The organism is Streptomyces sp. NPDC033178 (genome assembly GCF_055577685.1).
The window spans coordinates 134,231-161,228 of sequence record NZ_JBVIPT010000013.1; the positions used below are offsets into that span (position 1 = coordinate 134,231).

24 protein-coding genes and 1 pseudogene are annotated in these 26,998 nt (G+C 71.2%); 13 read left to right on the forward strand and 12 right to left on the reverse strand.

Annotated elements, in window-relative coordinates:
- Positions 1-127 precede the first annotated feature (127 nt).
- Positions 128-1,399, forward strand: a complete 1,272-nt coding sequence (locus ACZ5VQ_RS29850; RefSeq protein ID WP_469107590.1) for a ricin-type beta-trefoil lectin domain protein — start codon at positions 128-130, stop codon at positions 1,397-1,399.
- A gap of 775 nt (positions 1,400-2,174) precedes the next feature.
- Here the strand turns inward: ACZ5VQ_RS29850 and ACZ5VQ_RS29855 are convergent.
- From ACZ5VQ_RS29855 to ACZ5VQ_RS29870, 4 genes are all read right to left on the reverse strand, one after another.
- Complete coding sequence (locus tag ACZ5VQ_RS29855) at positions 2,175-2,546, reverse strand: peptidase inhibitor family I36 protein (protein WP_469107738.1); 372 nt, start codon at positions 2,544-2,546, stop codon at positions 2,175-2,177.
- Positions 2,547-2,548: 2 nt separating this feature from the next.
- On the reverse strand, positions 2,549-3,292 hold the full coding sequence (locus tag ACZ5VQ_RS29860; RefSeq protein ID WP_469107591.1) for a hypothetical protein: 744 nt from the start codon (positions 3,290-3,292) through the stop codon (positions 2,549-2,551).
- A gap of 3 nt (positions 3,293-3,295) precedes the next feature.
- A complete protein-coding gene (locus ACZ5VQ_RS29865) occupies positions 3,296-3,661 on the reverse strand; it encodes a hypothetical protein (protein ID WP_469107592.1) in 366 nt (121 codons plus the stop codon).
- Between the two features lie 342 nt (positions 3,662-4,003).
- Positions 4,004-4,240 carry a hypothetical protein gene (locus ACZ5VQ_RS29870; RefSeq protein WP_269648370.1) on the reverse strand — a complete coding sequence of 79 codons (237 nt, stop codon included), beginning with the start codon at positions 4,238-4,240 and terminating at the stop codon, positions 4,004-4,006.
- Between the two features lie 179 nt (positions 4,241-4,419).
- Between ACZ5VQ_RS29870 and ACZ5VQ_RS29875 the strand changes: the two genes are divergently transcribed.
- Both ACZ5VQ_RS29875 and ACZ5VQ_RS29880 read left to right on the forward strand, forming a co-directional pair.
- Positions 4,420-5,463 (forward strand): PHP domain-containing protein, encoded by a 1,044-nt coding sequence (locus ACZ5VQ_RS29875; protein ID WP_469107739.1) that lies wholly within the window; start codon positions 4,420-4,422, stop codon positions 5,461-5,463.
- A 449-nt stretch (positions 5,464-5,912) separates the two neighbouring features.
- Positions 5,913-6,872, forward strand: coding sequence for an SDR family NAD(P)-dependent oxidoreductase (locus tag ACZ5VQ_RS29880; RefSeq protein WP_469107593.1), 960 nt, complete (start codon positions 5,913-5,915; stop codon positions 6,870-6,872).
- 24 nt (positions 6,873-6,896) lie between these two features.
- Here the strand turns inward: ACZ5VQ_RS29880 and ACZ5VQ_RS29885 are convergent, their stop codons facing one another.
- Both ACZ5VQ_RS29885 and ACZ5VQ_RS29890 read right to left on the reverse strand, forming a co-directional pair.
- The gene (locus ACZ5VQ_RS29885) at positions 6,897-7,163 is read right to left on the reverse strand and encodes a hypothetical protein (RefSeq protein ID WP_469107594.1); all 267 of its coding nucleotides are present in this window, start codon (positions 7,161-7,163) and stop codon (positions 6,897-6,899) included.
- A 150-nt stretch (positions 7,164-7,313) separates the two neighbouring features.
- Positions 7,314-8,606: an ROK family transcriptional regulator gene (locus tag ACZ5VQ_RS29890; protein WP_469107595.1), complete on the reverse strand. Its 1,293-nt coding sequence runs from the start codon at positions 8,604-8,606 to the stop codon at positions 7,314-7,316.
- Positions 8,607-8,772: 166 nt separating this feature from the next.
- On the opposite strand from ACZ5VQ_RS29890, the gene ACZ5VQ_RS29895 reads away from it, so the two are divergent.
- From ACZ5VQ_RS29895 to ACZ5VQ_RS29910, 4 genes are all read left to right on the forward strand, one after another.
- Positions 8,773-10,089, forward strand: a complete 1,317-nt coding sequence (locus ACZ5VQ_RS29895; RefSeq protein ID WP_362075993.1) for an ABC transporter substrate-binding protein — start codon at positions 8,773-8,775, stop codon at positions 10,087-10,089.
- A 7-nt stretch (positions 10,090-10,096) separates the two neighbouring features.
- Entirely contained in the window at positions 10,097-11,086 is a 990-nt protein-coding gene (locus tag ACZ5VQ_RS29900) for a carbohydrate ABC transporter permease (RefSeq protein WP_469107596.1), read from the forward strand.
- 88 nt (positions 11,087-11,174) lie between these two features.
- A complete protein-coding gene (locus tag ACZ5VQ_RS29905; protein WP_469107740.1) occupies positions 11,175-12,014 on the forward strand; it encodes a carbohydrate ABC transporter permease in 840 nt (279 codons plus the stop codon).
- A 47-nt stretch (positions 12,015-12,061) separates the two neighbouring features.
- Complete coding sequence (locus ACZ5VQ_RS29910) at positions 12,062-13,420, forward strand: GH1 family beta-glucosidase (RefSeq protein ID WP_469107597.1); 1,359 nt, start codon at positions 12,062-12,064, stop codon at positions 13,418-13,420.
- Between the two features lie 71 nt (positions 13,421-13,491).
- On the opposite strand, the gene ACZ5VQ_RS29915 is transcribed toward ACZ5VQ_RS29910, so the two are convergent.
- Together ACZ5VQ_RS29915 and ACZ5VQ_RS29920 are read right to left on the reverse strand one after the other, a co-directional pair.
- On the reverse strand, positions 13,492-14,460 hold the full coding sequence (locus tag ACZ5VQ_RS29915) for a phosphotransferase family protein (RefSeq protein WP_469107598.1): 969 nt from the start codon (positions 14,458-14,460) through the stop codon (positions 13,492-13,494).
- A gap of 60 nt (positions 14,461-14,520) precedes the next feature.
- On the reverse strand, positions 14,521-17,694 hold the full coding sequence (locus ACZ5VQ_RS29920) for a bifunctional cytochrome P450/NADPH--P450 reductase (RefSeq protein WP_469107599.1): 3,174 nt from the start codon (positions 17,692-17,694) through the stop codon (positions 14,521-14,523).
- A gap of 283 nt (positions 17,695-17,977) precedes the next feature.
- On the opposite strand from ACZ5VQ_RS29920, the gene ACZ5VQ_RS29925 reads away from it, so the two are divergent.
- Positions 17,978-18,361, forward strand: coding sequence for a hypothetical protein (locus ACZ5VQ_RS29925; protein ID WP_469107600.1), 384 nt, complete (start codon positions 17,978-17,980; stop codon positions 18,359-18,361).
- Positions 18,362-18,363: 2 nt separating this feature from the next.
- Complete coding sequence (locus ACZ5VQ_RS29930; RefSeq protein ID WP_469107601.1) at positions 18,364-19,014, forward strand: PAS domain S-box protein; 651 nt, start codon at positions 18,364-18,366, stop codon at positions 19,012-19,014.
- Here the strand turns inward: ACZ5VQ_RS29930 and ACZ5VQ_RS29935 are convergent.
- Positions 19,011-19,895: a DUF3626 domain-containing protein gene (locus ACZ5VQ_RS29935; protein ID WP_469107602.1), complete on the reverse strand. Its 885-nt coding sequence runs from the start codon at positions 19,893-19,895 to the stop codon at positions 19,011-19,013. The genes ACZ5VQ_RS29930 and ACZ5VQ_RS29935 overlap by 4 nt on opposite strands.
- Positions 19,896-19,992: 97 nt before the next feature.
- Between ACZ5VQ_RS29935 and ACZ5VQ_RS29940 the strand changes: the two are divergent.
- From ACZ5VQ_RS29940 to ACZ5VQ_RS29950, 3 genes and pseudogenes are all read left to right on the forward strand, one after another.
- Positions 19,993-20,486: pseudogene (locus ACZ5VQ_RS29940) on the forward strand (FBP domain-containing protein).
- Between the two features lie 197 nt (positions 20,487-20,683).
- On the forward strand, positions 20,684-21,931 hold the full coding sequence (locus ACZ5VQ_RS29945) for an FUSC family protein (RefSeq protein ID WP_469107603.1): 1,248 nt from the start codon (positions 20,684-20,686) through the stop codon (positions 21,929-21,931).
- 96 nt (positions 21,932-22,027) lie between these two features.
- Positions 22,028-23,092 (forward strand): hypothetical protein, encoded by a 1,065-nt coding sequence (locus ACZ5VQ_RS29950; RefSeq protein WP_469107604.1) that lies wholly within the window; start codon positions 22,028-22,030, stop codon positions 23,090-23,092.
- A gap of 33 nt (positions 23,093-23,125) precedes the next feature.
- Here the strand turns inward: ACZ5VQ_RS29950 and ACZ5VQ_RS29955 are convergent, their stop codons facing one another.
- Together ACZ5VQ_RS29955 and ACZ5VQ_RS29960 are read right to left on the reverse strand one after the other, a co-directional pair.
- Positions 23,126-23,851 carry a DUF2470 domain-containing protein gene (locus tag ACZ5VQ_RS29955; protein WP_469107605.1) on the reverse strand — a complete coding sequence of 242 codons (726 nt, stop codon included), beginning with the start codon at positions 23,849-23,851 and terminating at the stop codon, positions 23,126-23,128.
- 97 nt (positions 23,852-23,948) lie between these two features.
- A complete protein-coding gene (locus tag ACZ5VQ_RS29960; RefSeq protein WP_362075957.1) occupies positions 23,949-24,557 on the reverse strand; it encodes a TetR/AcrR family transcriptional regulator in 609 nt (202 codons plus the stop codon).
- Between the two features lie 108 nt (positions 24,558-24,665).
- Here ACZ5VQ_RS29960 and ACZ5VQ_RS29965 point away from each other — a divergent pair, with 108 nt between their 5' ends.
- Positions 24,666-26,189 carry a cytochrome P450 gene (locus tag ACZ5VQ_RS29965; protein WP_469107606.1) on the forward strand — a complete coding sequence of 508 codons (1,524 nt, stop codon included), beginning with the start codon at positions 24,666-24,668 and terminating at the stop codon, positions 26,187-26,189.
- On the opposite strand, the gene ACZ5VQ_RS29970 is transcribed toward ACZ5VQ_RS29965, so the two are convergent.
- Complete coding sequence (locus ACZ5VQ_RS29970) at positions 26,157-26,996, reverse strand: pentapeptide repeat-containing protein (protein ID WP_469107607.1); 840 nt, start codon at positions 26,994-26,996, stop codon at positions 26,157-26,159. The two genes, ACZ5VQ_RS29965 and ACZ5VQ_RS29970, sit on opposite strands and share 33 nt — an antisense overlap.
- Positions 26,997-26,998 lie beyond the last annotated feature (2 nt).

Consider the following 26,998-nt stretch of genomic DNA (forward strand, 5'->3'; position numbering starts at 1 on the left):
AGGAATGGTACGGACCAAAGTCTTGACGCCCCCTTAGCTCACCTCTTAAATCAAGAGTCGAAGCTTGCACCCCCCACCTCAGTCGGCACCCATCCCCCACAGGGATCGCCGTACGGAAGGGAGAGTCGTGGACTCCCCACGCCTGCTCCGCAGATGCCTCCTCGCCACCCTGTCCGCCGTGCTCCTCGCATCCGCCGCGGTTCTGCCCGCACAGGCGGACACCGGGCAGGCCGCCACCGGGCAGGCGGCTCCCGAGCCGAAGGCCGCCGCGGCCGTGACGTTCTCGGACACCTTCGACGGTCCCGCCGGTTCGGCCGTCAACTCCTCGAAATGGCAGATAGAAACCGGCGACAACGTCAACAACCACGAGCGGCAGTACTACACCTCCGGCGCCAACAACGCGGCCCTGGACGGCCAGGGCCACCTGGTGATCACGGCCCGCCGCGAGAACCCGAACAACTACCAGTGCTGGTACGGGCGTTGTGAGTACACCTCGGCCCGCCTCAACACGGCGGGCAAGTTCACGACGACGTACGGCCGGGTCGAGGCCCGGCTGAAGGTGCCGCGCGGGCAGGGCATGTGGCCCGCCTTCTGGATGCTCGGCAACGACATCGGCCAGGTCGGCTGGCCCAACTCGGGCGAGATCGACATCATGGAGAACGTCGGCTTCGAGCCCTCGACGGTCCACGGCACCCTGCACGGCCCCGGCTACTCCGGCTCGGGCGGCATCGGCGGCGCCTACTCCCTGCCCGGCGGACAGGCCTTCGCGGACGCCTTCCACACCTTCGCCATCGACTGGAGCCCCGACGCGGTCACCTGGTCCGTGGACGGCAATGTCTACCAGCGGCGCACCCCCGCCGATCTGGGCGGCAGGCAGTGGGTGTTCAACAAGCCGTTCTTCCTGATCCTCAACCTCGCGGTGGGCGGCTACTGGCCGGGCGACCCGGACGGCTCGACCTCGTTCCCGCAGCAACTCGTCGTGGACGAGGTGAAGGTGACGACGAGCGACGGCTCCGGTGGCGGTGCGCCCATCAGGGGGCTCGCGGGCAAGTGTGTCGATGTGGCGGGCGCGAGTTCCGCCAACGGCACGCCCGTTCAGCTCTACGACTGCAACAGCTCCGCCGCCCAGCAGTGGACCGTGGCCTCCGACGGCTCGATCCGGGCGCTGGGCAAGTGCCTGGACGTCACGGGCAACGGCACGGCGGACGGCTCGACCGTGCAGCTCTGGGACTGCGGGGGCGGGGCCAATCAACGCTGGGTGGTCAGCGCGGCGGGCGACATCGTGAATCCACAGGCCAACAAGTGCCTGGACGTGACGGGCAACAACTCCGCCAACGGCACACGACTCCAGATCTGGACGTGCTCCGGCGGAGCCAACCAGAAGTGGACCGTCGGCTGACCGGACGGCACAACTGACCGGCGCGGGAGCATCACGGGCCGGTGCGGGCGCACGGCCGACTGACCCGGAGGGTCGGCCGTTCACCCGCACCGGCCCGAACGACCGAGCCCGGCCGGGACCACCCGGCCGGGCTCAGGTTGTTCGGGCACAGTCGTTCGGGCACAGGCCGTTTGCACACGGCCCGTTCGGGCCCCCGGGTGCACGCCCGGGGCTCCTCCTCAGTCGGTCGCCAGGCAGTCCGTGTCCTGCAACTGGATCGGCCGCGTGGCGTCCAGGCCGACGTACGCCGTGAAAGTCGCCGTGTCCTGACCCTGCTCGCCCCAGTGCGTGGTCACCGTGGCGTAGCCGACACCCGCGGACTGTGCCGTGCTGACCGGGCCGATGTCGATGGACCGCGGCTCGTTCTGCGCGCAGAGCAGGACGTCGACGCCCTCGCTCTGCGCGACCTTCTCCTTCAGGTGCTCGGAGATGCCGTACTTCCGGGCAAAGTCACCGGGCCCGTGCTCGCCGTAGAAGTCCCCGAGGAAGGTGTGGATCTCCTCGGCGGTGTAGCGGTCGTTACCTTGCTGTGCCCATGAGTTGGGCTGGTCAAAGGAGCAGACCCGCCTCTCCCGGCGGGCGTTGTGCTCTCCTCCGTCGCTGTTTCCGTTCCCGGACGTTTACCGCACATTCGTCACGCACTGCGTCGTGCGACCTGTTCGTCGCGGCACGCCCGATCCCCCGGGCGTGCCACTCCCCTCCTGAGGTCACCCGCCGGGCGCGCGGCCGACGGCTGTCAGCAGTTCATGGCCCACGTGTGCGAGTCGCCGCGGTCGTTGGCCACGCCGTTGTAACCGACCTCCTGTCCTGGCGTGAGGCAGATCGTCATGTCGCCGCCCTGCCCGGAGTTCTCGTACACCCGGACGTGGTCCTTGATGCCGGGGCCGGAGATGCCGTGGTTGGCCCAGGAGGAGTCTGTGTCGGCGATCCAGCTCTCCCACCAGCCGTCGTCGCCCGACCAGTTGGCCCGCTGACCGGCGAAGTTCGCGTTCTCCCAGACGCAGAACTCGCCGCTCGGACAGCCGGCGGCGCCGGCGGGCGAGGCCAGGGCCAGACCGCCGCTCAGGGCGAGGACGGCCGCGGCGGCGGAGACGGCAAAGCGCTTGATGATCACGAAGGGGTACTGCCTTTCTCTCGGTTCTCCGGAACGGTCCGCCCGGCGTACAGATCGGCCGCGCGGTGCAGTGCGCGGGTGCGCAGCTGCCGGTAGGTGGTCAACTGGTCGCGCCGCTCGGCGCGGACCTGGTCCAGCAGGGTCGGTTCCAGCCGGGCGCGCACCTCGTCGAGGCCGCTCTCGCGTGCGCAGCGCGCGGCGACGGCGGGGGCGGGGCGCTCGGGCCCGGGCCCAGGGTCCGGTGTGGCGCAGTGGGCCCAACGGCCCTGCGCCGCCCGGTAGTCGGGGTCGCCCTTCAGCCGCAGCCCCACCTCCGCGCGGAGGTTGTTCACCACGACCTGGGCGCGGAACCAGCGCCGTTCGTCCCCGTACAGCTCGCGCTGCGCGGCGGCCAGGCAGCCGTCGGTGTGCGCCCTGACGGTGTATCCGGTGGCAAGGGTGATGGACAGCTCGGGACGGCCGCGGCCGAAGAGGGCGCCCTGCAGCCGCCGATCCGCGGCGTCGTCCTTTCCGTCCGCCCGCCGTTCGCCGGAGGCTCCTTTCGATGACAGCCCGCGCCCGGCCAGGCACCGTTCGACAAGCACCTGCTGAGCGGCCTTGACGAGGTCGTCACGCTCTCGCTCGGTCCTGGGCAGCGCAGGCGCGTCCCGTCCCGCGCCGGTCGGCGTGCCGCACCCGCCCAGTGCCACCAGCGCCAGTACGGCCAGGGCGGCGGCGCCGAGCGCCCGCAGCAGTCGCACGGCTCAGCCGACCTCGCAGCCCATCGTGGTGTCGGACACCCCGTCGAGCCGGGCGCCCCAGGGCCAGTTGTCGGCCAGGTCGTGCGCCCTGATCAGCCGGTGGTAGCAGGTGCCGCGGGCCCAGTCGATGGCGTACACGGCGGTGTCCGCGTCCGAGCGGAACGAGGCCGCCTTGTCGTGCAGGGGCTCCGGTACGTCCGTATAGCCCGGTGGTGTGTAGCACCAGGACGTGCCGTGCTGCCCTGCCCCGGTCCAGAAGCACACGGAGCCCACTGCGCGTGCCGTCGGCGCGGCCGTCGTGGCGGGAGCGGCGCCCAGGACGGCGACGGCGGCGAGCAGGGCCGCGGGCAGGGCGAGGCGACGGAACATGACGACTCCAGTCGTACGAGGGAGGGATACGCGCAGGGCAACCGGGCCGGATCGTGATCACGGTGACCGCCAAGATCAAAGTGCCCTCGTGGGAGCGGGCCCATGCGCGACCGCACTCGCCTCCCGATACCTGCCGATGCACGAGGCCATCCCGTCCGCGACGGCTCACCACGGCGCGAAAACCCCAGGTCCGCGCGCTCCCCCGAGCACGTTCACCCGAACAGCGGGCGAGAACCGGAGCGCGCCCCACAGGGGCGCGGGGCTGTGGCGTCAGGCGGCTCCGCGCACGGGGGCGACAAGCCCTCACCGGCCCGCGGTCTGCCCACGCTCCCCGGTGGAGCGCTAGCGCAGGTGCCAGGTCAGCTTGTCTCCGCCGACCCACCGCACCACCGCGGGGTCGTCGGCGTCATGCACCGGAATGCCGTACGCCGCGGCGGCCATCAGGACGTCCGTGAAGCTCTTGGCCTCGCCGATGACAGCGCCGTCGATCTCCACGATGCGGAAGGGCGGATCGCCGGGCTGGACGCCCAGGACCGTGATCCGCGGGTGCGAGATGTGGGGGCTTGCGATTTCAGTCATGATCCCACCGGTTCCACACGCGTGCCGCCGATAAGCCTGCCCGGGCGGCGCTGTCGGTCGTCGTGGCACTCGGCGGCGCCGACCTGGCCGGCGTCCGTACGAGGTCGCAGTTCATGGTGGCACAAGGAGGCCGTGTCGGCTGCCGTGCGGGCGGCGGCGGGCTGCGCCAGGCTGGAGGCATGGACCCGGCCGAGGCCCTGGACCGGATCGCGTTCCTGCTGGAGCGGTCCCTGGCCCCCACCTACCGCGTACAGGCGTTCCGCACGGCGGAGGGCGTGGTCACGGGGCTGCCCGCCGACGAGGTGGCCCGGCGGTCCGCCGAGGGGTCGCTGGAGTCGCTGAAGGGCATCGGGCCGAAGACCGCGCAGGTGGTGCGCGAGGCGCTGGCCGGACAGACGCCGGGCTATCTGGCGAAGCTGGAACAGGAACAGGAGGCCGCGGGCCCTCTCGTCCAGGGCGGTGAGGAACTGCGGGCGCTGCTGCGCGGCGACTGCCATCTGCACTCGGACTGGTCCGACGGCGGCAGCCCCGTCGAGGAGATGGGCCGTGCGGCGGCGCGGCTCGGGCACGAGTGGGCGGTGCTCACCGACCACTCCCCGCGGCTCACGGTGGCGCGCGGGCTGTCCCCCGAGCGGCTGCGGGAACAGCTCGCCCTCGTCGCGGAGCTCAACGAGCACTGGTCCCCCTTCCGGCTGCTCACCGGTATCGAGTGCGACATCCTCGACGACGGGTCTCTCGACCAGGAGCCCGAGTTGCTGGACCGGCTCGATCTCGTGGTCGTGTCCGTGCACTCCAAGCTGCGGATGAACGCGGGCGCGATGACGCGCCGGATGGTCGCCGCCGTACGCGATCCGCACTCCGACGTGCTGGGGCACTGCACGGGGCGGCTGGTCACCGGACGCGGGCGGCCCGAGTCGGAGTTCGACGCGGACGAGGTCTTCGCCGCCTGTGCCGAGACGGGCACGGCGGTCGAGATCAACAGCCGCCCGGAGCGGCTCGACCCACCGCGCCGGCTGCTGCGCCGGGCGGTCGAGGCGGGGGTGCTGTTCTCCGTGGACACCGACGCCCACGCGCCCGGACAGCTCGACTGGCAGGTGTACGGATGCGCGCGGGCCGAGGAGTGCGGCGTACCTCCGGAGCGCGTGGTCAATACCTGGACCGAGGAGCAGCTGCTGGCGTGGACAGGACGTCGTGAGACACCGTCGGGAGTGCCCGGCCTCTGACCACCGCCCGCCGACCGGGCGCCACGACGGCTCATCGACTCGACGGCTCGTCGGCTCGTCGGCTCGTCGGCTCGTCGGCTCGTCGGCCGCGACCGTTCCGCCTCCTCGTCCCGCTCCGCCTCTCGCGCGCTTCCGCGGTCGTGACACACGTCACGGGAAACGCCGTGCGGACCTGGGAACACTCGCCGGTAGTCTCCCGTTAAACCAGCTGTGGGTGCGGATGGGACAGTGTCCCCGGGCCTCACCTTCCGCCCACAGGGAAGATCGTTCGGCTGAAGCCCTGTGGAGCATTCCGCCGAGAGGCGACCGCCATCCGTGGCCACCCACAGACGGCCCCGACCGTGATTCCCCCGTCCGGTCGGGGCCTTTCCCGTTCTTCACGCACTTCCCATGCGCCACGCCGGGCCCGGCTTGACTTCGAGGGCGCTTCAATTCGTAGCGTCGGCCGTATGACCACTGCACAGCACAAGATCGGTTCGGGATTCGACCTCCGGAGCAGCGCGGACGACGTGCTCGACGGCATCGACCTCACGGGGAAGCTGGCGATCGTGACCGGCGGCTACTCGGGGCTCGGCCTGGAGACGACGCGCGCGCTCACCAAGGCGGGTGCCCGGGTCGTCGTCCCGGCGCGGCGCAGGCCGGTCGCCGAGGAGGCGGTCGCCGCCCTCGACGGTGTCGAGGTGGACGAGCTCGACCTCGGCGACCTGGACAGCGTCCGCGCCTTCGCCGAGCGGTTCCTGGCCTCGGACCGCACCATCGACATCCTCATCGACAACGCCGGGATCATGGCCTGCCCGGAGACCCGCGTCGGCCCCGGCTGGGAGGCCCAGTTCGCGACCAACCACCTGGGCCACTTCGCGCTCGTCAACCGGCTCTGGCCGGCGCTCGCACCGGGCGGTGCCCGCGTCGTCTCCGTCTCCTCGGCGGGTCACCACAACTCCGACATCCGCTGGGACGACCCGCACTGGCGGCAGGGCTACGACAAGTGGCAGGCGTACGGGCAGGCGAAGACCGCCAACGTCCTGTTCGCCGTACAGCTCGACGCCCTCGGCAAGGACTCCGGCGTACGGGCCTTCTCGCTGCACCCTGGCGGCATCCTCACCCCGCTCCAGCGGCACCTCGCCAAGGAGGAGATGGTCGAGCGCGGCTGGATCGACGAGAACGGCACCCCGCTGAACCCGGAGGGCTTCAAGACCCCCGAACAGGGTGCGGCCACCCAGGTGTGGGCGGCGACCTCGCCCCAGCTGTCCGGCATGGGCGGCGTCTACTGCGAGGACTGCGACATCTCCGAGCCCGCCCCGGCCGACGGCGAACGCGTCGGCGTACGCGACTACGCCGTCGACCCGGCGTCCGCGGCCCGCCTGTGGGCCCTCTCCGCGGAGCTCACCGGCGTGAACGCCTTCGCCTGAGCACCTCGGCACGACCGCGTCGGCTCAGGCCGGGGACTCCTCCGGCCCGGGGTGTTCGGGGTGCACGGTGCTGCTGGAGTGCTCGTCACCCCGTCGTCGCGTCCCCGCCTCGTCCGTGTCGGGAACGTCGGTGTCCGACTCCGGCGTGTCCTCGTCGGAGCCCTCGCTCCGCGCGGGGTCGGCGGGCGTGACGTCCCAGCGGTCCCCGCCCTCCTGGGCCTGCTGGTCGGGCATGTCCCGGGGGACGGGACCCGCGTCCTCCTCGGGCCTCTTCGTCCGGTCGTCGCCCACGGCGCGCTCCCCTCCTCGTCGGTGTACTTCCCGGCCGTCCCGGAACCCCTTGTCGTACGGAATTCCTCGTCGGACAGAACTCCGCCGGACCTCCGCGTCGGCCCTGGTGCGGGTACCTGCCGACGCGACCGGTGAAACCCCTGGAAGGCGTCAATGCGGAGCGCGTTCCTCCATGGCCGCGCGCCATGCCGGGAGCTGACTGTCGCCCGGTTCGGGGCCCGGGCGTCGTCCGCCGCGCGCGAAGAAGTCGGCGAGCGGGAGGATCGCGGCGCCGACCGTGACCGCGTCGGGGCCCAGGGCGCCGAGCTCGATGGTGACCCGCTCGGCGGGATGGCGCAGTGCGTACGAGACGGCGTGTTCGCGGACGGCGGGCAGGAAGCGGGAGCCCAGCTGGAGTCCGGCCCAGCCGCCGATCAGGATGCGCTCGGGCTGGAAGAGGTTGATCAGGTCCGAGAGGCCCGCGCCCAGGTACTCGGCCGTCTCCTCCAGCACGGCGAGCGCCATCGGGTCGGCCGCCGAGCCGTCGGCCGGGTAGGCGGCGGCGAGCATCGCGGTGAGGGCGGTCTCCTCGTCGACCCGCTCGGGTGGCCGTCCGCCCGCCTCCTCCCAGCGCTCCAGGAGGGCTTCGGCGCCCGCGTAGGCCTCCAGGCAGCCGAGCGCACCGCACCGGCAGCGGCGCCCCCTGACCCGTACGGTCAGATGCCCCCACTCCACGGCCCGGCCACGCTCCACGTCGTCCGTGACGAGGCTGGCGCCGACGCCGGAGCCGAAGAGGACCACTACCGCGTTGTCCGCGCCGCGTCCGGCGCCGAACCACATCTCGGCCTGGCCGAGCGTCTTGGCGCCGTTGTCGGTGAAGTACGGGACGGAGTCCGGAAGCCCGCAGGCGGTGCGGAGCAGGGACTCCAGCGGGACGGCCGGCCAGCCGATGGTCTGGCCGTGCACCACGGCGCCCTCGGCCGGGGTGCGCTCCACGATGCCGGGCACTCCGATGCCGACGCCCAGCAGCCGCTCGGGGGCGATCCCGGCGGCGGCGAGGACCTCCGTGATGCCGTCACGGATGTGGCCGACGATGACGTCGACGTCGTAGCCCTGATGCTCCAAGGGCCGTTCCGTGCGGGCGAGTTCGGTGAGGGTGAGGTCGAAGAGCTCGACGCGGACGCGGGTCTCGCCGACGTCCACGCCGATCATGTGGCCGCTGGCGGGGGCCACCCGCAGCAGGGTGCGCGGGCGGCCGCCGTCGGAGTCGACGCTGCCGGCCTCCTCCACCAGACCTTCGCCGACGAGCTCGGCGACGACGTTGCTGATGGAACCGGAACTCAGTCCGGTGGCCGGGCCGAGTTCGAAACGGCTCATCGGCCCTTCGAAGTAGAGCCGCCGCAGCACGGCTGTGCGATTGCCCCGCCGCAGGTCACGCACCGTGCGACCGTTCCGCCCCGCCATGTGGTTCCTTCCCGCCGACCCCCGACCTGCAAGATACCGCTGCGTCATCCCTTGACGCGAGTTTCTTCCGGGTCTTAACTCACGTTCTAAATTAAGCCGTGAGGGCGTTCGGGAAGTGAACGCGGCGCCCTTGCGCATCTCCCTCCGGGAAGGGACGCCAGACGTCATGCGCAGAACCCGAGCCGCGGCCGCGAGCGCGGTCACCGTCTCACTGCTGGCCGCCGTGACCGCCTGCGGCGGTGGCTCGTCGACGGACGGCGGGTCCAACGACTCGCCGAAGACGCTCACCTACTGGGCCTCCAACCAGGGGCCGAGCATCGAGGCCGACAAGAAGATCCTCACGCCCGAGCTGAAGAAGTTCGAGAAGGACACCGGCATCAAGGTCAAGTTGGAGGTCATCCCCTGGTCCGACCTCCTCAACCGCATTCTCGCCGCGACCACTTCGGGCCAGGGCCCGGACGTCCTCAACATCGGCAACACCTGGTCGGCCTCGCTCCAGGCGACCGGCGCGCTGCTGCCCTGGGACGCCAAGAACTTCGGCAAGATCGGCGGCAAGGACCGGTTCGTCGAGTCGGCGCTCGGCTCGGCGGGGGCGACCGGCTCGGATCCGGCGGCGGTGCCGCTGTACTCGATGGCGTACGCGCTCTACTACAACAAGAAGATGTTCGCGGACGCGGGGATATCCGGACCGCCCGCCACCTGGGACGACCTGGTCGCCGACGGGAAGAAGATCTCCAAGAACGGCAAGTGGGCGCTGGCCGCCGAGGGTTCGAACCCGTCGGAGAACATCCACCACGTCTTCGTCCTCGCCAAGCAGCACGGCGCCGACTTCTTCGACGCCGACGGGAAGCCCGACTTCACCTCCGACGGGGCCGTCGCGGCGGTCAAGCAGTACGTCGACCTGATGGGCAAGGACAAGGTCGTCGCGCCCGGAAACGCCGAGTACGCGCAGAACCAGTCACTGCAGGACTTCGCCAAGGACAAGACGGCGATGGTGATGTGGCAGACCGCCGCGACCACGCTCAAGGCGCACGGCATGAGCGACGACGAGTGGGGCGTCGCGCCGGTGCCGGTCCAGTCCGGCAGCCCGGGGGCGGACACCGCCGTGAACTCGATGGTGGCGGGCATCAACCTGGCCGTCTTCAAGAACACCGACAACATCGACGGCGCCCTGAAGTTCGTGAAGTTCATGACGAGCGACGCCGAACAGAAGACGCTCAACAAGACGTACGGGTCCATCCCTCCGGTCACGGCGGCTCAGGAGGATCCCGCGTTCAACACGCCCGCGCTCAAGGTGATCAGGGACACGCTCGCCAAGAGCGCGGCCCCACTGCCGCAGGTACCCAACGAGTCTCAGTTCGAGACGGCGGTCGGCACGGCCGTGAAGGAGCTGTTCGCGGAGGCGGCTGCCGGACGGCCGGTGACGACCGCCTCGGTCAAGGAGAAGCTCTCCGAGGCTCAGCAGCAGATGCCGAAGAAGTGAGCGTTCGATGACCGTGACCGCTCAACCCGCGGTCGGGGAAAAGGCGTTGCCCGGTGCGACGGGGCCCACCCCGCGCCGCCGCACCGGGCGCGTACGCCGTATCGCCCTGCCGTATCTGCTCCTCCTGCCCGCCCTGCTGCTCGAACTCCTCGTCCATCTGGTGCCGATGGTCATCGGCATCGTGATGAGCTTCAAGGAGCTCACGCAGTTCTACATCCGTGACTGGGGCGCCGCGCCCTGGGCGGGGTTCGACAACTACAGCCTGTCCGTGGACTTCGACGCGCCAGTCGGCGAGGCGCTGCTCGACTCCTTCTTCGTCACCTGCGCCTTCACCGTGCTGTCCGTCGGCCTGTGCTGGCTGCTCGGCACGACGGCCGCGGTCTACATGCAGGAGACGTTCCGCGGCCGCGGCTTCCTGCGGGCGGTCTTCCTCATCCCGTACGCGCTTCCGGTGTACGCGGCCGTCATCACCTGGGCGTTCATGTTCCAGCGCGACAACGGCCTGGTGAACCACGTACTCCACGACCAACTGGGCCTCACCGACAGCCCGTCCTTCTGGCTGATCGGCGACAACAGCTTTGTCGCGCTGCTCGTCGTGTCGGTGTGGAAGGGCTGGCCGTTCGCCTTCCTCATCGTGATGGCGGGCCTGCAGAACATCCCCAGGGAGTTGTACGAGGCGGCGGCGATCGACGGGGCCGGCATGGTCCAGCAGATCCGCCGCATCACGCTGCCCTCGCTGCGCCCGGTCAACCAGGTGCTGGTCCTGGTGCTCTTCCTGTGGACCTTCAACGACTTCAACACGCCGTACGTGCTGTTCGGCCAGGCGGCTCCGGAGGCGGCGGACCTGATCTCGATCCACATCTACCAGTCGTCGTTCGTGACATGGAACTTCGGGACGGGGTCGGCGATGTCCGTGATGCTGTTGCTGTTCCTGCTGGTCGTGACAGGCATCTACCTCGTCCTGACCTCGCGCGGACGGAGGGCCGCCGATGTCTAGCCAGCCGCTGTCCAAGCAGCCGGTGTCCAAGCAGTCCCGGCCCCAACCGTCGCTGTCCAGGCGGTCGCTGTCGGCGCGGCGCTCACCGATGGCCGCGCCGCGCTCCTTCCTCTGGTCGCGCCGGATCTTCCTCACCCTGCTGACCGGCTTCGTCCTGCTGCCGGTGTACGTGATGGTGTCCAGCTCGCTGAAACCGCTGCAGGACGTGTCGGGAGAGTTCCGCTGGGTGCCCAGCGGGCTGACGATCCGCCCGTACATCGACATCTGGTCGACCGTTCCGCTGGCGAAGTACTTCGTCAACTCGCTCATCGTGGCGGGCGCGGCGACGGTCTGCTCGGTGGTGATCGCGATCTTCGCCGCGTACGGGGTGAGCCGCTACCGCTTCCGCGGGAAACGCCTGTTCACCGTGACCGTGCTGTCCACCCAGATGTTCCCCGGGATCCTCTTCCTGCTCCCGCTGTTCCTGATCTACGTGAACATCGGCAACGCCACCGGCATCGCGCTCTTCGGCTCGCGGATCGGCCTGATCCTCACCTATCTGACGTTCTCGCTGCCGTTCTCGATCTGGATGCTGATCGGCTACTTCGAGTCGGTGCCGCGGGACTTGGACGAGGCGGCGATGGTGGACGGCTGCGGGCCGCTCGGCGCGCTCTTCCGGGTCGTCGTGCCCGCCGCGGTCCCCGGAATCGTCGCGGTCGCGGTGTACGCGTTCATGACCGCGTGGGGCGAAGTGCTGTTCGCGTCGGTGATGACCAACGACACCACCCGCACGCTCGCCGTCGGCCTCAAGGGCTATGCCACGCAGAACGACGTGTACTGGAACCAGGTCATGGCCGCCTCGCTCGTCGTGAGCGTCCCCGTGGTCGCCGGGTTCCTGCTGCTCCAGCGTTATCTGGTCGCCGGACTCACCGCCGGGGCCGTGAAGTGACCGACTCCTCCCCGCGCTCCAACTCCCCTTCCTCCGAAAGGACTTCTGTGACCATCGACCTCGCCGCGCTCCCCCAGGACTTCGTGTGGGGGACGGCCACGTCGGCGTACCAGATCGAGGGTGCCGTCGCCGAGGACGGCCGCTCGCCCTCCATCTGGGACACCTTCTCGCACACACCGGGAAAGGTGGACGGCGACGACCACGGGGACGTCGCCTGCGACCACTATCACCGGTGGCGCGAGGACATCGCCCTGATGAAGGAGCTGGGCACCAACGCGTACCGGCTGTCGGTGGCCTGGCCGCGCGTCGTGCCGGGCGGCGACGGTCCGGTGAACGCCAAGGGCCTCGACTTCTACGACGCGCTGGTCGACGGTCTACTGGAGGCGGGGATCACGCCGTCGGTGACGCTCTACCACTGGGACCTGCCGCAGGTGCTCCAGGACCGGGGCGGCTGGCCCGAGCGCGACACGGCGTACCACCTGGCGGCGTACGCGACGGCCGTCGCCGAGCGCCTCGGTGACCGGGTCAAGCACTGGACGACCCTCAACGAGCCGCTGTGCTCCGCGTGGATCGGCCATCTGGAGGGGAAGATGGCCCCGGGCTTCACGGACCTCACGGCGGCCGTCCGAGCCTCCTACCACCTGCTCCTCGGCCACGGCCTCGCCACGCAGGCGATCCGGGCCGCTGCCCCGGGCGCCGAGGTCGGCATCGTCAACAACCTCTCCAGTGTCGAGCCCGCGACGGACCGCCCCGAGGACATCGCGGCGGCCCGGCGCATGGACGGCCACACCACCCGCTGGTGGCTCGACCCGGTGCACGGCCGCGGCTTCCCGGCGGATATGCGCGAGGTGTACGGAGTCGAACTCCCCGAGCGGGCGGGCGACTTGGCGACCATCGCCCAGCCCCTTGACTGGCTGGGCCTCAACTACTACTTCCCGGCGACCGTCACCGACGACCCCGACGGCCCGGCCCCCTTCGCCCAGTCGGTCCGCCGACCGGGCGTCCCACGGACGGGCATGGACTGGGAGGTCGACGCGGCCGGCATCGAGAGCCTGCTGCTGCGCCTCACCGACGACTACGGCGCCCGACGGCTGTACGTCACCGAGAACGGCTCCGCCTACCCGGACGTCGTCCGCGCCGACGGCACGGTCGACGACCCCGAGCGCACCCTGTACCTGGAACAGCATCTGGCGGCCTGCGCGTCGGCCGTCCGCAAGGGGGCTCCCCTGGCGGGCTACTTCGCGTGGTCGCTGCTGGACAACTTCGAGTGGGCGTACGGCTACGACAAGCGTTTCGGGCTCGTGCACGTCGACTACCGCACGCAGCGGCGCACGGTGAAGGGCAGCGGGCGACGGTACGCGGAGATCATCCGGGAGCACGGCGGGAGGGCGCGGAAGGCGGCCTGAGCCTCACTGGCCGAGTCGGTCCGAGGCCCACCGCCCGACTCGGCCCGAGCCTCGCCGACCGAGCCCGACAGTTACTGACCGAGTTCGTCCAGGGCCGCGATGAGTTCCGGGGCGACGCGTTCCCTGACCCAGGCGACCTGTTCGTCCCCCGCGCCACGCGGGACGGTCTCGATGAGCATGATCAGGTAGAGATAGCTGCGGTAGAGGGCGAGGCGCCGGCGGGCCGAGTGGGTGAACTCGGCTCGTCCGCCCGCCTCTTGATAGCCCGTCAGGAAGTCGTGGTCCTTCCTGATGTCACCGAGGAGCGCCAGGGAGACGAAGTCCGCGAGCGGGTCGCCCCAGAACATGCGCTCACCGTCGATCAGCCCGCCGATCCCGGGCTCGCCGCCGCCTTCCGGGCGGTCGACCAGGATGTTCCCCTGCCACAGGTCGAAGTGCACCAGGCGCGGGACCGTGACCTCGTCCAGGGCGTCGTACGCGGTCTTGGCCGCGCGGGCCACCTCGTCCACCGGGCGCGGCAGCCAGGCCTCGTACCGGCGGGCGTCCTCAAGGACGGCGTCGTAGATGGCGATGAAGGCCGTACGCCAGTCGGCGGACAGGGGGCCGAGGGCCCCGGACGGGTAGCCGAAGCCGGGGCCCGTCACCTCGTGGAGGCGGGCCACGTGCCGCCCCAACTCCCGGCGCAGCGCTGCCTGTTCGGCGCCCGGGTAGGTGCCCCATGAGTCGCCTGGGCAAGCCGTCATCAGGAGATGGCAGCCTTCGGACGCGTCCAGGCCGACGTGCACGACTCGCGGCGCGGGCACGTCGACGGTGGCGGCGGCGCGGTAGAACTCCGCCTCCGAGACGAGGAGTTCACGCTCGTGGCTCATACCGGGGACGGCCGGCGGTGGCGGGATCTTCAGCACGTACCGGCTGCCGTCGGTGAGGCGGAGTTCCTCGACGGTGTTGTACGTCCCGCCGCTCATCGGACGGCAGCCGACGAGGCTGCCTGGCGGAAACCCCGCCGCCTCCAGGATCCGTCCGGCCCGCTCCTCCGACATCCCGCCCCACCCCGTTCTCGTCGTTGCGCCCGCCCGGTCGGCGATCCGCCGCCTCGCGGCTCACCCGGCCGCGTAGACGTCCTCCACATAGCGGCCCGCCGCGATCAGCTCGCCGAGCCACCGCTCGCAGGCCGCGTCGTCGGCGTCCTGTGTACGGTCCCGGTACAGGGTACGGAAGGCGTCGCGCACCCCGGGTGCCATTCGTGATCCGTCGCCGCAGACATGGACGCGGGCACCGGAGTTCAGCAGGTCCCACACCTCGTCCGCCTCGGCGGCGATCCGGTGCTGGACGAAGGTCACGCCGTCGACGGGAGCCGCGCTGAAGGCGGGGCGCAGGGAGACGGCTCCGGCGGTCTCGGCGGCGCGGAGTTCCTCGGCGTGCAGGAAGTCGGCGTCCGGGGCGTCGCAGCCGAAGTAGCAGAGAGCGGGCGCCAGTTGGGTGCCGGTCGCGGCGCGGTCCGCGATGGCCCCGCGGAAGGGGGCGAGGCCCGTTCCCGCGGCCACCATGACGACAGGTGCCGAGTGGTCGATGCGGAAGGCCTCCCGGCACGGCTGGACCCGGGCCAGCACGGTGTCGCCCGGCTTGACCGCGCTCAGGTGGCCGGAGCCGGTCCCCGTGTAGATGCCGTTCCCCGAGCGGGCCGGCGCCTCCAGCAACGAGACCATCAGGTCGGCGTGAGAGGGGTCGGTGGCGGGCGAGGACGAGATCGAGTAGGTGCGGGGGCGCAGCGGCGTGAGGATCTCTTCGAGCAGCAGCGGCCAGTCCAGTGCTCCGCGCAGCGCGGGGTACGCCTCGACGAGCTCGATCAGGGTCCGCGGATCGGAGTCCTGGACCTTGGCGAGGGCGGCCTGTTCGGGCGGGCACGGGTTGGCCGCGGCAAGCACGGCCAACCGCTCGGCGGTGGGGCGCTCCTGCAACTCCACGTGATGCGAGAGCAGTTGACGTACCGTCAACGGCCGGTCCACTGCGATGCCGTCGCGGCGCGGACGGCTCGCCCGGATGTCGAGCACGGCATCGAGGTCCACACCGAGCGCGACCGCTGCCCTCTCGACGAGTTCCGGCGAGTTCACGGGCAGCACGGTGAGGTGGTCGCCGGTTCGGTAGGTGGTGCCGTCGGTCAGCGCGAGCCGCACGAAGCGCTTCGCGCGCGGGTGGCCGGGGGCGGTGAGGTCGTAGGCCTCGGTGACCGTCATCGGGACGAGATCGTGCCGGGTGGCGAGCGCGTCGAGGGGGCCGCCGGTCAGCGTACGGACCTCGTAGGCAGCCGCAGTGCCGTCCGGTGCGGTGTCGTCCGTGGCGTCCGGGTCGCCGTACTTCTCCAGCAGGGCCGTGCGCAGCTCGGCGGTGAAGCCCCGGACGGTCCCGCCGAGGTCGCCCGAGGCGTCGACGGCCGTGCGGTCCAGGAGCCGGGTACCGCCCAGTTCGGCCAGCCGGTCGTCGATGCGGGTCGGGAAGTGCTGGTAGGTGGCTGCCCAGTTGCGGTCGCCGACGCCCAGGACCGCGTACGTCAGGTCGGCGGCGGCCGGGGCCTCGTCGAGCCAGGCGGCGAAGGCGGTGGCGTCGTCGGTGGGCCGGCCGTTGTAGGAAGCCGCGGTGATGACGACAGGGCGGTCCGTGGGCAGCCCGTCGGCGTACGCGTCCAGAGCCGCCACCTCGGTCTCGCACCCCAACGCGTCCGCCGCGTCGCCGAGTTGGGCGGCGAACTCACGACAGGTCCCATAGTTGCTGCCGTGCAGGAAGAGCACTCGGGTGCCGGGACGGACCCGGGCGGGCAGCGTCTTCTCGTCGGCCACGGTGTCCTGTTGCCGCGCGCCGCCCGGAAGTTGGGCGTGCTCCCGGTCGGCCGTCGTGCGCGGGGTGAGCGTGAGCGTGAAGCCGTCGGGCTTGAGCGTCAGCGTCTCCTTGACCGTGAGCCGGTAGTCGGCGTGGTCGTTCAGCCGGTAGCGGTGGACGAGCATCGCCAGCAGCATGGTCGCCTCGTGGAGCGCGAACTGCCGCCCGATACAGGCGCGTTCACCGGTGCCGAACGGCTTGAACGCGTGCGGCGAGCGCGCGGCCTCCGCCTCCGGTGTGAAGCGCGAGGGGTCAAAGAGCTCGGGGTTGTCGCCCCACACCGGCTGCCGGTGCAGCATCGGCGCGAGCACCATGACGCCCTGCCCGGCACTCAGCGGGATGCGCCCGCTGAGCAGCGTGTCCTCCCGTGCGTGCCGGCCGAACACGGCGGCCGTCGGCCACAGCCGCAGCGCCTCGTTGAGCACCTGCCGGGTGTACGCGAGCTGCCCGACCTCGTCGAACGTCGGCTCGGGGTCGGCCGTGTCGCCCCACAGCGCGTCCACCTCGCGCTGTACGAGCTGGAGCACGGCGGGGTGCTTGGCGAGGTGGTAGAGGGCGAACGACATGGCGCCGGACGTGGTCTCGTGGCCCGCGATCAGGAAGGTGATCACCTGGTTGCGGATGTTGGCGGTGTCGAGCGTGGTGCCGTCGACGGGGTGCTCGGCCGAGAGCATGAGTCCGAGCAGGTCCTCGGCAGCGTCCTCTCCTCCGGAGACCCGGGCCTCGATCACGTCGTCGACCACCTGCGCCAGGTAGTCGGCGTCGCCCTGGAAGGCCGCGTCCGCCGCGGAGTGGTCCTGGCCGGGGAGGCGGCCCAGCCTGGTCATGCTCCACTCCAGGCACCTGACCATGGCCTCGACGAACGGATGCGGCTCGTCCCGCTCGAAGGACCCGAAGTCGTAGCCGAACCCGGCAAGGCCGATGGTGTCGAGCGTCATCCGCGTCATGTCGTCGGGAACGTTCACCGGAGCCCGGTCGCGGGCCCCGCGGTCCCACGAGTCGATCAGCCTGCGCGCCACCTTCAGCATCACCGGGTGATACGTCCGCATCGACCCGAGCGCGAAGGCCGGCATCAGGATGTCGTGCGCCTTCGCCCAGTTCGGCTCGTCGTCGTACGCCGTGAAGAGCCCGTCCGCGGCGAACTCCCGCACGTTCTCCAGAGCGGGGCCGACATGCTTGGCGAACCGCGTCTCGTCGGCGAGTTCGGTCACCAGTTCAAGGTCACTTACGAACAGGGTGTCCCGCCCGTGCAGGCGCCGCACGAGCACCGGCCCGTGGGCCCGGCTCAACTCCATGACCTGCTGCAGTGGGGTGCGGCCGGGTCCAACGGCGGAAATATCGACAACAGGAACACCATCAAGGGTCCCGACGACTTGCGGATGCGACACGGTGGGGGTCATGACGCGACAACTGCCTTTCGTGGTACGGAAGTCACGGCCGTCCCAGCTTCAACCAGCCCACGCGGCCGTTCGCACCACAGGGCTACATGATCGTGTAGCGCTTTCTGCCTGGCGGCCCTTGCAACTGGGGCACCCCTTGCAACACCGGTCACCCCTCCCGCCCCCCTTCAGGGGCGCGGGGAACTGCGCGACCAGCCACAACCCACGCACCCGCACCCGCACCCGCATCACAACGCCCAGCACGCTTCCCCGCCGAACAAGCGGAGCGCATAGGCTCCGCCACATGGAACAGAGCGAGATCATCCTGCGTGCCATCGGCGTCCTCACCGAGACCCAGAAGATGGTGCGCAGGCTCAACGAGGAAGTCGAGGTCGACATAGACGCTGGAGAGGCGCAGCTCGGCAGACTGGTGACCGAGGTGTTCCCGTCGGTCGAGGTCCCCGGCGACGCGACCCCGGCCGAGGCGGGTCAGGCCGTCATCGACGCCCTGATGCCCGCGGCGATCTCCCTGGTCGGCGCCTTCGCCTTCCTGTTCTCGGAACTCGCCGAGGTCCACGACACGGGCCGGACCGAGATCAAGAGCACCGAACTCCTGCGCACCCTCGCGCTGCGCCTGTCCAACGCGGACGCGCACCCGGACGACGACGACAGCGACGACGACGCCTGACCATGCCCGACGTACCTCCCGAGTCCGCGGTGGTCTGGCGCAACCGTGCCATGACCCTCTTCGACCGCGTTCCCATGCCCATCGCGGTGTGTGACGTCCACGGGGCGATCATCCTGGCCAACCCGGCGATGGCGGCGGAATGGGGTGCGACTCCGGGCGGCCTCCGCGGCCGGGACGTACTGGATCTCTTCCAGCCCCAGAGGGCGACGCAGGTGGAGCGCATCGCCGAGGCACTGCGCCTGCGTCATCGCTCGCGCTACCAGATCTCGGTCCGCTGGCGGACCCCCGGCGGCACCGAGCGGTACGGCGAGCTGACCGCCGACCCGGTCAGCGACACCGTCGACGCGACCACCAACCTGCTCGTCCTGCTGCGGGTGCTCGGCGAACACGAGCCGGGGACGCCGGCACCGGCTCCCGCCGAACCGCCCGCCACTCCGGCCGAGGCCCGCGTCCTGGCCCTGCTCGCGAGCGGCGCCACCACCGCGCACGCCGCCCGCGAGACCGGCCTCACCGTGGACGGCGTCAACTACCATCTGCGCCGCCTGACCCGCCGCTGGAACGCGGCCAACCGCACGGAACTGGTCGCCCGCGCCTACGCCCTGGGCGTGCTCACCCCCGGCACCTGGCCGCCGACCACCGCTCCCCCCGACTAGCGAGCCGCCCGGCCCGCGGTCTCGCCCGTCGGGGCGGCTCGTCCGGCGGGCGCCCCGAACCTGGCCAGGCAGTGCCACACCTTCTTCAGGTCCTGTGGGTCGTGACGCCCCGTGCGGGCGGCATCGCCGATGACCCGCGGGTCGAGATGCCCGTCCTCGGCGATCCGCGCCCCCAGCTCGACGTACCGCGGACCGCGGAAGTCCGGGTGGCGGCTCAACTCCTCGACCGAGAGCCGGTACCCGGGGTGCCATTCGACCGGGCAGGGCAGCCGCCGGGCCGCGGCCTCTACGGCCGTGCCGCGGTAGCAGGGGTCCAGGACCAGCGCCTCCATGTCCCGGTCCAGGGCGCCCCGTCCGTGCACCTGCGCCTCGATGTAGTCGTCGAGGACGTCCCGGTCGTCCGCCTCGGCCAGGCCGATGAGGGACATCCCGTCGGCGACCCCGAACGCCGTCGGATCGACGGAGCTGTCCGGGTAGCAGAACGTGGCGCGCCACAGCGAGTCCGAGGCCAGCCGGAAGTGCGCGGAGCCGAATCTCGGCGCGGCGCCGATCACTTGGTGCCGGAAGTTCAGCGCGCCGTACACCGGCCGCTCGTGCGGGGCCGCCGCGTCGTATGCCCCGCCGAACATCCGGCTCTCCCAGCGCCATCGGTCGCCGCCGGGATGCGCCGTCAGGCCGCCGTTGCCGGTGCCCGTGACGAACTGCGAGTGGTACGTGCCGTCCTCGGCCAGCGCCTCCAGGATCGGGCGCCCGCGTGCCAGGCGGTCCGGGTGCAGATTCAGGGTCACCCTCAGTGCCGGGTCGAGGGCGGGCCCGGACGACAGCGCCGCGACATGACGCAGGGCGCGCGAATGCGGTGAGTGGGCGTCCCCGAAATTCACTGGATCTCCCTCGGCACGGCTACATACCCTAGGTCAAAACCTAGTACCCCTAGGTTTCCCCCAGCCGGCCACCGATTCGCCAGGAGAACCCTTCACGATGAGACCACTCTCCGAGCAAGACATCCGCAACTCATTTGTCAACTGCTCCAAGGGCGAGGCCAAACGCCTGGCCATACCACGCGATCTGGCGGAACGACCGTGGGACGACCTGGACTTCCTGGGCTGGCGAGATCCCGGAGCACCCGACCGCAGCTGTCTGGTGACCGAGCGGGCCGGCCGGCTCACCGGTGTGACCCTGCGCTTCCCCTCCCGGCAACGGGGCCTCCTGCACCGCAGCATGTGCTCGGTCTGCCTGACGACCCACCCGGGCACGGCGTCTCCCTGATGACGGCCCGCAAGGCGGGCGCGGCCGGCCGCGAGGGCAACTCGGTCGGCATCTACATGTGCGCCGACCTCGCCTGTTCCCTGTACCTACGCGGCAAGAAGCACCTCGACTCCGGGTCCCGCATCGAGGAGAGCCTCACCCTGGAACAGCAGATCTCCCGCGCGACCGGCCATCTGTCGGCCTTCCTGGACAGGCTGTACGCCTGACGGTTCGCCGCACCTAGCCGTCCCGCAGCCGCGAGGCCTCCACTTGGTCAGGGTGGATGAGGATGTCGTGGGACGGGGGTCAAGACGAATCCCCGTGTCAGACTGGCCGCTCGGCCTGGGCCTCCTTGCCGTCGTCTCGGGTGAGCTGCGCCGTCTGGACGAGTTCGGTGCGGCTGTGGAACGGGAAGTGCCCAAGGATGCGAGATGTACGTGAGGCGTGGGTCGCGGGCACTGTTCGGGTCGCGAAGTGGCGCCAAGAGCCAGTGATCGTCCAGACGGTCCGTTCCGCGGCCGCCGCGACGATCGCGTACGTGGTGGCGCTGCGGTTCAGTCCCGAGGCCGCTCCTCTCACCGCTCCCCTGACCGCGCTCCTCGTCGTCCAGGTCACGCTCTACGCCACCCTCACGACCGGCATACGCCGCGTCAACTCCGTGGTGGCGGGCGTCCTCGTCGCCATCGCCTTCAGCGCGCTCGTGGGGCTGACCTGGTGGAGCCTTGGGCTGCTCATCCTCGCCTCGCTGGCCGTCGGGCACCTCGTGCGGGTCAGCGAGTTCGTGCCCGAGGTGGCGATCAGCGCCATGCTGGTCCTCGGCGTCACCCGGGTCGGCGACACGGCCTGGGCGCGGATCCTGGAGACGCTGATCGGCGCTCTGGTGGGGTTCGGCTGCAATCTGCTGTTCGCTCCCCCGGTGTGGGTCGGTGCGGCCGGCCAGTCCATCGAGGATCTGGCGCGCCGGATGCGGCAGTTGCTGCTGCGCGTCGGCGAGGAGGCCGCCGGCCGCACTCCGGTGGCGGTCGCGGCGGCGCGGCTCCACGAGGCACGGGAGCTCGACCACGACATCGTCGAGGTGGACGCGGCCCTCAAGCAGGCCGAGGACAGCCTGCGGCTCAATCCGCGTGTACGGGAGGGACTGCTGCACCGGGTCGTGCTGCGCACCGGCCTCGACACGCTGGAGATCTGCACGGTGGTGCTGCGGGTCCTCGCGCGCACCCTCACGGACCTCGCCAAGGAGCGGGCGCCCGAGCCGTTGTTCGAGGCGGAGATCGGGGCGACCCTGGAGCAGTTGCTGGCGGAGGTCGGTGACGCCGTGGTCAGCTTCGCCGTCCTCGTCACCACCGATGTCAGTCACAACGCCGAGTCGGCGGAGTCCCGGCTCGCCTCCGAGCTCGTCGCCGCCACCGCCACCCGCGACAAGCTGGGCCAGCTCCTCCTGGAGGAGGTCCAGCGGGACGCCCGGCAGTGGCAGTTGCACGGGGCCGTCCTCACCGAGGTCACGCGGATACTCGACGAACTCGACATGGAGCACCGCTCGCGCCGGCTCCTGGAGGAGCTGGACCGCTGCACGCAGGAACAGCGCGAGCGCATGCCCCGCCTCGACCGCCTGCGCCGACGGCTGCGCTCCGCCCGACGGAACCGTACCGCCCCCTCACGTCGTACTACGTGACGTGCTGAGCGCCGTACGACATCCCTCCCGACGAGGGACGTACGCGCACGGCCATCGCAGAACGACATATCCACATGACGACAGAGGGAGATACGGATGGCCGACGGCACCGTGCGGATCGACGGGAACTCACTGCGGCTGGCGGGTGGGGTGCGGGTCCGGTTCATCCGCACCCTGCGCCTGCCCGAGACCGGTACGCATCCCCTGCCCCCGGGGCTCGGCGAGTTCCCGCTGCGGCGTGTGGAGGACTACCCGGAGACGGTGCCCGCCGAGTGGCTGGCGCGCGGCGGGGTGATGCTGCCGGTGTATCTGCGCGAGGCGATGTGGCTGAGCTTCGGCGGTACGTCGGAACCGGCCGCTCTCCAGGTGGGCGTCGGGAAGGTGTGCGCGGTCTCCGGCAAGCCGTGGAGCCCTCGGCCGGCACGGAACCCGCAGAACTACGTCGTACTCCCCCGCCAGCCGTGGCTCGACGGGATCAACTCCGGGAAGGGCACGGTCCGTCAGTTCGTGGCGGTCCCGCTGGGTCTCGGTGCCACGGTCGAGGGCCAGGTCACCGGCGAGGAGGTGTGGGGTGGCGTACAGCTGCAGTCGTTCCCGCTGAACGACACCGCGTTGCACGCCTGGCGTGAGGAGCAGCGCCGGCTGGCGGAGGCGGCGGAGCAGCGCCGCAGGAGCGCCGAGGCGGCCGGCTACGGCGCGGCGATGCCCATGGCACCCGGTTCCGCGCCCCAGTGGGGTGCTCCTGCTCCGGCGCCGGCGGCCAGCCCGCCGCGGGCCGCGGCGGCGATGGGCCTCGGTGTCGGCGGTTCGATGCGCCAGGAGGTCTACAAGGACGACCGTCCGCTGTCGGACTGGGCGACCACGGCGGCCGGCCGTGTCTTCGTCCACCTCGTGACGCCGCCCGAGTGGCGCCGCATCACCGGCGAGGCGCCCCCGCCGTCGCCCGTCGACCGCGCCGCCTACACCAGGGCCGGACTGCCCTGGTTCGACTACTACGACCAGGACGCCGCGGACCTCGATCCCACGGACGCGCTCGGCGAGGTCAAGCCGGTCGGCGACTGGCTCGGCGACGACCACACGCCGTGGCAACCGCCGTCGCCCCAGCAGGTCAAGCCGCTGGGAGACGCGCCGGGCAAGCCCGTCGTGGACGGCGAGTGGTGAAGGCGGCTCCGGCCCGCGGCCGGAGTGTTCACCTCACCCGTCGCCCTCCGTGCGCTGCCGCTGCAGCGCGCGCGGGCAGCTCGCGCTGCTCGCCTGCGTGAGCAGGACGTGCATGCGCTCGGTGAGCTGTCCGACGTCGTCGGCGGGCCGGTGGAAGGGCAGCCGTACGTCGCCGTGGCCGCGCGCACGCTCGATGCGCAGCGTCAGTCCGTGCCGGTCGACGGCGAGCGGCTGTACGCGCACGGCACCGTGCAGGCTGTCCGGTTCGACGAGACGGGTCAGCCGCTCGACCGCGTCCGGGTGGGCGTCGGCGAGGTGCGTGAGCAGCTGCGCCTCCGCGAGGGCCAGCGGGTCGGGTTCGGCGACGGCGAACTCGTCGAGGTCGACGACGACCGCCCCGCAGGGCTCGCGGAGCACGGCGCGTGTGGTGTGGAACGCCAGGTGCCCTTCCTCGGGCGCGAACCAGCCGGCCATCCAGAGCCTGGCGCGGATCCGGTTCCGTACGGGGACGGGCGCCACATCGGCGAACTCCAGGACGGCGGACGGCTCTCCGCTCGGCGCGCAGATCGCGGCCGCGGCGAGCGTACTGTCGTCCGGCAGGTGCAGCAGCACCCGGCCGTCCTCGGCGACGGTGTGCACGCCGATGAACTCCTCCCGACCGCCCTCCGCGGTCACCGCGCAGGACCATGCCGCGGCGAGCACCGACCGGGCACGCTGTGCCGTGGCCGGCGCGGCCGTCCAGCTGTGACGGTCACCCATCCCAAACCTCCCTTAGGTAAGCCTTGCCTAACCTATCGAAGATCGGGGTGTACGCCAACCACGTGGCACCGGTCGTCACACCTTGGTGACGGGGAATTCACGGAGTGATGGCGCCCAACAGCGCCCGTGCGCACAGGTCGCGCACCTGATCCCGGGACAGGCCGGGCTCCTTGAGCCACTCCAGACAGGCCGCCGCCATGAAGGCGAGCCAGCCCCGCACGGCGATCCGCAGTGCCGGCAGGTCCTCCTCGGTCCAGGCGGTCTCCGGGTCCGCCGCGAGCGCCTCCAGGATCTGCCGCTGCTGCGCGGCGAGCGTCTCGCGGTACACCCTGCGCACGGCCTGGTCCCCCGCCGCCTCGGCGCGGTGGAAGGCGCGGAAGCCGTGCGCGTGCGCCTGAACGTACTCCAGGAAGGTGTCGAGTCCGGCGTCGATCTGTTCGCGCACCGGCACACCGGGCACGGCGGCGGTGACCCGCAGCATCCGCCTGCTCTCGCGCTCCACGACGGCCGCGAAGAAGTCCCGCTTGGTCGGGAAGTAGTGGTACAGCAAACCGCGTGAGACGCCCGCGAGTTCGGCGACCTGCTCGATCCAGACGTCCTCGTACGGGCTCTCCGAGAACAGCCGCGCCCCGACCGAGAGCAGCTGCTCACGGCGCTCCTCGGTGCTGAGCCGACGGCGTGTGCGCTCCCCCTCGTTGGCGGCCATGCCCGCACCTTACTTGACGTCGGTTCAACAGCGGGATCACACTGGCAGTCGCTATTGAATCCGCGTACAACAAGCCCAACCGGCAGTCGGCACAAGGGAGATGGCGTGATGGCGGGGACGACGAGGAGCACGCTGCCGAAGGGGTTCCGCAGTGCCGAGCTGGGCTGGCCCGAGCTGCACCGCATCCCGCGCCCGCCGCACCGCGTGCCGTTGGTCGGTGACGTCGTCGGCGTCAACCTCCGCACCCCGTTGCAGGATTCACTGCGCGTCGGGCGACAGCTCGGGCCGATCTTCCGGCGCAAGGGGTTCGGCAAGGAGATCGTCTTCGTGTGGGGCGCGAAGCTCTCGGGTGAGATGGCGGACGAGTCGCGGTTCGCCAAGCACGTGGGGCTGGGGGTCGCCAACCTGCGGCCGGTCGCCGGGGACGGCCTGTTCACCGCGTACAACCACGAGCCCAACTGGCAGCTGGCGCACGACGTGCTGGCGCCCGGCTTCAGCCGCGACGCGATGGAGAGCTACCACGCGATGATGCTGGAGGTGGCGGGCCGGCTGACGGACCGCTGGGACGGTGAGCGGGCGGCGGGGCGGGCCGTCGACGTGCCCGGCGACATGACCAAGCTGACGCTGGAGACGATCGCCCGCACCGGCTTCGGCCACGACTTCGGCTCGTTCGAGCGCACCCGGCCGCACCCCTTCGTCACGGCCATGGTGGGCGCCCTGACGTACGCGCAGCGGCTCAACGTCGTCCCCGTGCCGCTGGCCCCGGTGCTGATGCGCTCCGCGAGCCGCCGCAACGACGCCGACGTGGCGTACCTCAACCGCACGGTCGACGACGTGGTCGAGGCCCGCATCAACGAGCCTGCCGGGGAAGGCGACCTGCTGGACCGGATGCTGGACACGGCCCATCCCGAGACCGGCGAGCGCCTCACGCCGGAGAACATCCGCCGCCAGGTCATCACCTTCCTGATCGCGGGCCACGAGACCACGTCCGGCGCGCTCTCCTTCGCCCTGCACTACCTCGCGCAGCACCCGGACATCGCCGCCCGCGCCCGTGCGGAGATAGACCGCGTCTGGGGCGACACACCTCAGCCCGCCTACGAACAGGTCGCCAGGCTCCGGTACGTACGGCGTGTGCTCGACGAGTCGCTGCGCCTGTGGCCGACGGCGCCGGCGTACGCCCGCGAGGCCAAGGAGGACACGATCCTCGGCGGTGTCCATCCGATGCGCCGGGGGGCGTGGGCCCTGGTCCTGATCCCACTGCTGCACCGCGACCCCGAGGTGTGGGGCGCGGACGCGGAGGGGTTCGATCCCGACCGCTTCGAGCCGGGTGCCGTACGGGCCCGGGCCCCGCACACGTTCAAGCCGTTCGGCACCGGTGCGCGGGCGTGCATCGGGAGGCAGTTCGCGCTGCACGAGGCGACTCTGGTGCTGGGGCTGCTGCTGCGCCGCTACGAGCTGCGGCCGGATCCGGCGTACCGGCTGCGGGTGGCCGAGCGGCTCACGCTGATGCCGGAGGGGCTGACGCTGCACCTCGACCGCCGCGCCCCCGCTGCTCCCGCGCGGTCGGAGATCCCGGCGGCGTCCGAGACGTCCTCGGCTTCACGGTGTCCAGTGACCGGGGCGGGTGACTGACGCCGGAAGTCTGGTGCCGCGGCTGCCCTTCGCGGCGTTGACCTGCGGCTGGGTGAGGAAGAGCGCACCGGTCAGGTCGGCGTCCGCGAGATCGGTGTCGCGCAGGTCGGCGCCGATCAGGTCCGCGCTCCGCAGATCGGCGCCCGTCAGGTCGGCGGCGATGAGGTACGCGCCGCGGAGGTTGGCGCCTCTCAGGTCGGCGCCCTTGAGCCGGGCGCCCATGAGGTCGGCGCCCCGGCGCTCCTTCTTCCTGCCCCGGCCGAGCCCGGCACGCGCCAGCTCACTTGCGCGCAGCAACAGGACGTTGACGTCCTGGCGGACCGACGACACGTCCAGCTCGGCGAGCTCCTCCGGGGCCCGGCGGGTGAGCGCCTCGGTCCTGTCGAGCTCGCGGCGCAGTTCGGGGTGGATCGGGCGGGCCGCGGTCAGTTCCAACGCCTCGGTGAGGTACCGGAGAAGCTCGTGGAGCTGTCGTACGACAGGGAACACGTCGAACATGAGCCGGGCCCGCTCCCCTGAGCCCGAGCGCCAGTCCGCGCCTTGGAAGGTGACCTGCGAGACCTTCTGGCCCGCGCCGAAGCAGTCGTAGACCGTGCAGCCGTTGAAGCCACGCTGCCGCAGTTCCGTGTGGATGCCGCAGCGGTTGTCCGTCCGGAGGTTCCGGCAGGGGCTTCCGGCTGCCTTGTCGATCGCGAAGTCCGCCGAGACGGAGAAGGGCAGCGCCACACAGCACAGCCCGAAGCACTGGGCGCAGTCCGCCTTCAGTTCGGTGGGGACGGGTGCTGCGGTGCCGGTTTCGTCTTGCATGT

What these genes read in the sequence shown, in the direction of transcription:
- ACZ5VQ_RS29865 (WP_469107592.1), bottom strand. Translation starts at nt 3,661, where the DNA reads ATGTTCCGTCGCCTCGCCCTGCCCGCGGCCCTGCTCGCCGCCGTCGCC.
- ACZ5VQ_RS29920 (WP_469107599.1), bottom strand. Translation starts at nt 17,694, where the DNA reads ATGACCCCCACCGTGTCGCATCCGCAAGTCGTCGGGACCCTTGATGGT.
- ACZ5VQ_RS29895 (WP_362075993.1), top strand. Translation starts at nt 8,773, where the DNA reads ATGCGCAGAACCCGAGCCGCGGCCGCGAGCGCGGTCACCGTCTCACTG.
- ACZ5VQ_RS29930 (WP_469107601.1), top strand. Translation starts at nt 18,364, where the DNA reads ATGCCCGACGTACCTCCCGAGTCCGCGGTGGTCTGGCGCAACCGTGCC.
- ACZ5VQ_RS29905 (WP_469107740.1), top strand. Translation starts at nt 11,175, where the DNA reads ATGGCCGCGCCGCGCTCCTTCCTCTGGTCGCGCCGGATCTTCCTCACC.
- ACZ5VQ_RS29880 (WP_469107593.1), top strand. Translation starts at nt 5,913, where the DNA reads ATGACCACTGCACAGCACAAGATCGGTTCGGGATTCGACCTCCGGAGC.
- ACZ5VQ_RS29900 (WP_469107596.1), top strand. Translation starts at nt 10,097, where the DNA reads ATGACCGTGACCGCTCAACCCGCGGTCGGGGAAAAGGCGTTGCCCGGT.
- ACZ5VQ_RS29870 (WP_269648370.1), bottom strand. Translation starts at nt 4,240, where the DNA reads ATGACTGAAATCGCAAGCCCCCACATCTCGCACCCGCGGATCACGGTC.
- ACZ5VQ_RS29945 (WP_469107603.1), top strand. Translation starts at nt 20,684, where the DNA reads ATGCGAGATGTACGTGAGGCGTGGGTCGCGGGCACTGTTCGGGTCGCG.
- ACZ5VQ_RS29970 (WP_469107607.1), bottom strand. Translation starts at nt 26,996, where the DNA reads ATGCAAGACGAAACCGGCACCGCAGCACCCGTCCCCACCGAACTGAAG.
- ACZ5VQ_RS29955 (WP_469107605.1), bottom strand. Translation starts at nt 23,851, where the DNA reads ATGGGTGACCGTCACAGCTGGACGGCCGCGCCGGCCACGGCACAGCGT.
- ACZ5VQ_RS29960 (WP_362075957.1), bottom strand. Translation starts at nt 24,557, where the DNA reads ATGGCCGCCAACGAGGGGGAGCGCACACGCCGTCGGCTCAGCACCGAG.
- ACZ5VQ_RS29950 (WP_469107604.1), top strand. Translation starts at nt 22,028, where the DNA reads ATGGCCGACGGCACCGTGCGGATCGACGGGAACTCACTGCGGCTGGCG.
- ACZ5VQ_RS29875 (WP_469107739.1), top strand. Translation starts at nt 4,420, where the DNA reads ATGGACCCGGCCGAGGCCCTGGACCGGATCGCGTTCCTGCTGGAGCGG.
- ACZ5VQ_RS29925 (WP_469107600.1), top strand. Translation starts at nt 17,978, where the DNA reads ATGGAACAGAGCGAGATCATCCTGCGTGCCATCGGCGTCCTCACCGAG.
- ACZ5VQ_RS29890 (WP_469107595.1), bottom strand. Translation starts at nt 8,606, where the DNA reads ATGGCGGGGCGGAACGGTCGCACGGTGCGTGACCTGCGGCGGGGCAAT.
- ACZ5VQ_RS29965 (WP_469107606.1), top strand. Translation starts at nt 24,666, where the DNA reads ATGGCGGGGACGACGAGGAGCACGCTGCCGAAGGGGTTCCGCAGTGCC.
- ACZ5VQ_RS29915 (WP_469107598.1), bottom strand. Translation starts at nt 14,460, where the DNA reads ATGTCGGAGGAGCGGGCCGGACGGATCCTGGAGGCGGCGGGGTTTCCG.